This is a genomic window from Aquabacterium sp. A08 (genome assembly GCF_011742065.1).
Genome location: NZ_JAAQQT010000535.1, coordinates 1 through 3841 on the forward strand (window position 1 = coordinate 1; position 3841 = coordinate 3841).

The window sequence follows — 3841 nt, forward strand, 5'->3', positions numbered from 1 at the left end:
TGGGCGCCGCGCAGCTGGGCCAGCGCCGCTTCGGTGGCCGAGGCCGGTTCGGCCGGGTGGCGCGCAGGGGTGTTCGGGGTGTCGGGGTGCAGCAGGGTGACCAGGCGGTCGAACAGGTCGGACGCGGTCACGGGCTTGCGCAGCACCCCGGCCATGCCTGCGGCCCGGGCGCGGGATTCGTCGGCTTCGTGGCCCAGGCCGCTCAGCAGCAACAGCTGCGGCGGCTGGCGCAGTGGGCGCTGCCGCAGCGCCTGGGCGGTCTGCACGCCGTCCAGGCCGGGCATGCCCAGGTCCAGGCACACGGCGGCGTAGGGCTGACCGGCGCGGTCGGCGGCTTCCACCGCGTCCAGCGCCTGGGTGCCGTCGCCCACGGCGCTGGCGGCAAAGCCCAGGCGTTCCAGGTGGGCCACCAGGGTCTGGCGCGCCAGGGCGTGGTCGTCCACCACCAGCACCCGGGGCGGCGGGGTGTCGTTGGCCCAGCCCCGCTGCCGGCTGGCCGGGCTGGCCTGCAGCCAGGCGGTGAACCAGAAGTGGCTGCCCTGCCCGGGTTCGCTGTCCACGCCCACCTCGCCGCCCATCAGTTCGGCCAACTGCCGGGTGATGGACAGGCCCAGCCCGGTGCCGCCGTACTGCCGGGTGGTGGACGAGTCGGCCTGGCGGAAGGGCTCGAACAGGTGGCTGCGCTGTTCCGCGCTCAGGCCGATGCCGGTGTCGCGCACGCCAAAGCGCAGCAGCACCCGGTCGGCCTCGTGGGCCAGGGCGGTCACCTGCAGGGCGATCTCGCCGTGTTCGGTGAACTTGATGGCGTTGTTGCCGTAGTTGAGCAGCGCCTGCCCCAGCCGCAGCGGGTCGCCCACCAGGGTGTCGGGCACGTCGGGGGCTACGTCGATGACCAGTTCCAGCCCCTTGGCCTCGGCCTTGTCGGCCAGGGTGCGGCCCAGCTGGTTCAACACCTGGTCCAGCGGGAAAGGGGTGTGCTCCAGCGTCAGCTTGCCGGCCTCGATCTTGGAGAAGTCGAGGATGTCGTTGATGATGCCCAACAGGTGCCGCCCCGCGCTCTGGATGTGGGTCAGGTACTCGTGCTGGGTCGGGTGGAGTTCGGTGCGCAGCGCCAGGTGGGTCATGCCCAGGATGGCGTTCATGGGGGTGCGGATTTCGTGGCTCATGTTGGCCAGGAAGTCGGACTTGGTGCGGGCCGCCGCCTCGGCCATGGCCTTGCCTTCGCGCAGTGCCTCGGCGGCGGCGTGTTCGGCCTCGATGTTTTCGATGATGCCCAGCATGCCGCGCTCGGGCTGCTGCCGGTCCAGCAGCTGGCCGGTCAGGCGGGCCCAGAACAGGGTGCCGTCCTTGCGCCGCAGCTGCTGGGTGCGCACGTGCGTCTGCCCGCGCCGGACCACCGCCTGCACCGGCTCGCCGCCCAGCGCATAGGCCGCCTCGTCGGCGTACATCAGCCGGGTCGGCTGGCCGTCGAGTTCGCCCGGGCCGTAGCCCAGCAGCCGCTCCATCCAGCGGTTACAGCGCAGGAAGCGGCGTTCGCGCATCAGGGCGATGCCCACCGGCGCGGCGTCGAACAGGGTGGCGCGTTCGGTGGTCACGGCGTGCAGGTCGGCGGTGGTGGCCTGCAGTTCGGCGGTGCGTTCCTGCACCAGGTGCTCCAGCCGCTGGCGGTAGGTTTCCAGCTCGGCGGTCTGGGCCTTGAGCTCGGTCACGTCGCGCCAGATGGCGGCCAGGTAGGGCTTGCCGTGCACCGTCACCGGCCGCACGCTGGCCTGGATGTCGCGCACGCTGCCGTCGCGGTGGCGGTGGCGCGACTCGAAGCCGCTGTGCGGCCCCTGCATCAGCCGCTGCAGGTAGGCTTCCAGGGAGGCGGCGTCGGTCTGCACCTTGATGTCGCCCAGGGTGAAGCGGGCAAATTCCTCGGCGCTGTAGCCCAGGTTCTGGTGGGCGGCGGGGTTGAATTCCACGAAGCGCCCGTCGCGCGGGTCGATCAGCGCCACCGAGTCCAGCGCCTGGTTGACGATGGCGGCAAAAATCTCGTGCCGGTCGGCCAGTTCCTGGCGTGCCTGCACCTGTTCGGTCACGTCCTGCAGGGTGCCGCGCACACGCACCGGCTGGCCTTGGTCGTCGCAGTCCAGCTCGCCGCGCAGGTGCAGGTGCTTGATGCGCCCATCCGGCATCAGCAGGCGCGATTCGGTCTCATAAGGTTCGCCATGCTGGCAGGCGCGCAGCCGTTCGCGCACCCCGGCCACGTCGTCCGGGTGCACCAGGGCCAGCGCCGCGTCCAGCGGCAGCGGGTCGGACGAGGGCGGCAGTTCGTGGATGCGGTACACCTGCGGGCTCCAGCGCACCTGCTGCGTGGCCAGGTCCAGCTCCCAGTGGCCCAGGCGGGCGATGCGTTCGGCCCCGCGCAGCTGCTCCAGGCTGTGGCGCAGCGCGTCGCGGGTGTCGAGCAGCTCGGTAATGTTGCGCGCCACCCCGAGCACGCCCAGCAGTTGCCCCTGTTCGTTGCGGATGGGCGTCTTGACGGTCTGCACCCGTTCCCGGTGGCCGTCGCTGGCGAAGGTGAGGGTTTCCTCGTTGACGCGCGGCTGGCCGGCCTCCAGGGCCAGCCGGTCGTTTTCGCGGAAGAAGCGGGCCTGTTCGGCGTCCACGAAGTCGAAGTCGGTCTTGCCGACCAGCGCCCGTTCGGGCACACCGTAGAGCTGCTCGAAACGCCGGTTGCACGACAGGTAGCGCCCCTGCGGGTCCTTGAGCCAGACCAGGTCGGGGATGGCGTTGATGACGCTGACCACAGCCAGCCGTTCGGTCTCCAGCTCGCGGGTGCGCCGCTGCACCATGCGGCGCAGCATCTGCGCCCAGACCAGCAGCGCCAGCGCCAGGCCGGCCAGTGGCCCCAGCACCCAGGCGGCCGGGCGCAGCCAGTCGCGCCAGTCGGCACCGGGCGGGGCGATCCATTTGGCCTGCAGGGCGGCGCGTTCCTCGGGGGTGATGCGGGCCATGCCGGCCTCGACGCGGGCCAGCAGGTCGCCCTGGCCGGTGCGCACCGCGCGGTGGAATTCGCCCCGGTACAGCTCCAGCGCCTTGACGAAGTCGCGGTGGGCGCCGCGTTGGTACAGGTAAAAGTGCGCCGGGTACTCGTCCAGGCAGAACAGCTTGATGTCCTGGCGCAGCGCCGCGTCGATCAGGGCGGCGTAGTTGGGGAACTCGACCAGCGAGGTGATGCCCTGCTGGCGCAGGGTGTCGATGCAGGCGTCGCCGGCCTGCACCCCCACCTGGAAACCGCGCAGCGCCTGCACATGGCCCAGCCCGGTGACCGAGGTGTGGCGGAAGATGGCCACCGGCAGGGTGGCGTAGGGCGCCGAAAACTCGTACAGGCCTTCGCGCGCCGGCGTGCGAAAGATCATGTCGATCACGTCGGCGTCGCCGCGTTGCAGCCGGGCCTGCGCCTCGCTCCACTGCAGGCCGGTCAGTTCCACCGGTTCCCCGGTTTTGGCCGACCACAGCGCCCACAGGTCCACCAGGTAACCGGTGGGGGTGCCGTCGGCGGTTTTGTACAGGTAGGGGGGGTAGTTGTCGTCGGTGACGACGCGCAGCGGCGCCGGCTGGGCCGCGGCCAGGGCGCACCACAGCACCGCCGCCAGTGCCAGCAGGGCGTGCAACAGGGGCCGGGGGCGGTGGGGGCGCGTCATGGTTCGGCCCCGGTTCCACCCAGAAGCTGCAGGGCCTGCTCGAAGTCGAAGTGTTCCAGTGCCTGGCGCAGCGCGGCGTGGCGCGGCCCCAGGGCCGCGGCCAGGGCCGTGGCGTGTTCCGTGGCCCAGGCCGGGGCGGTGGCGTCGCCGGT

General features: G+C 71.7%; 1 protein-coding gene. It reads right to left on the bottom strand.

Annotated elements, in window-relative coordinates; all coding sequences use genetic code 11:
* The coding region (locus HA630_RS04240; RefSeq protein WP_166832612.1) for a PAS domain S-box protein at positions 1-3689 on the bottom strand (3689 nt) is incomplete at its 3' end.
* Between the last annotated feature and the right edge of the window lie 152 nt (positions 3690-3841).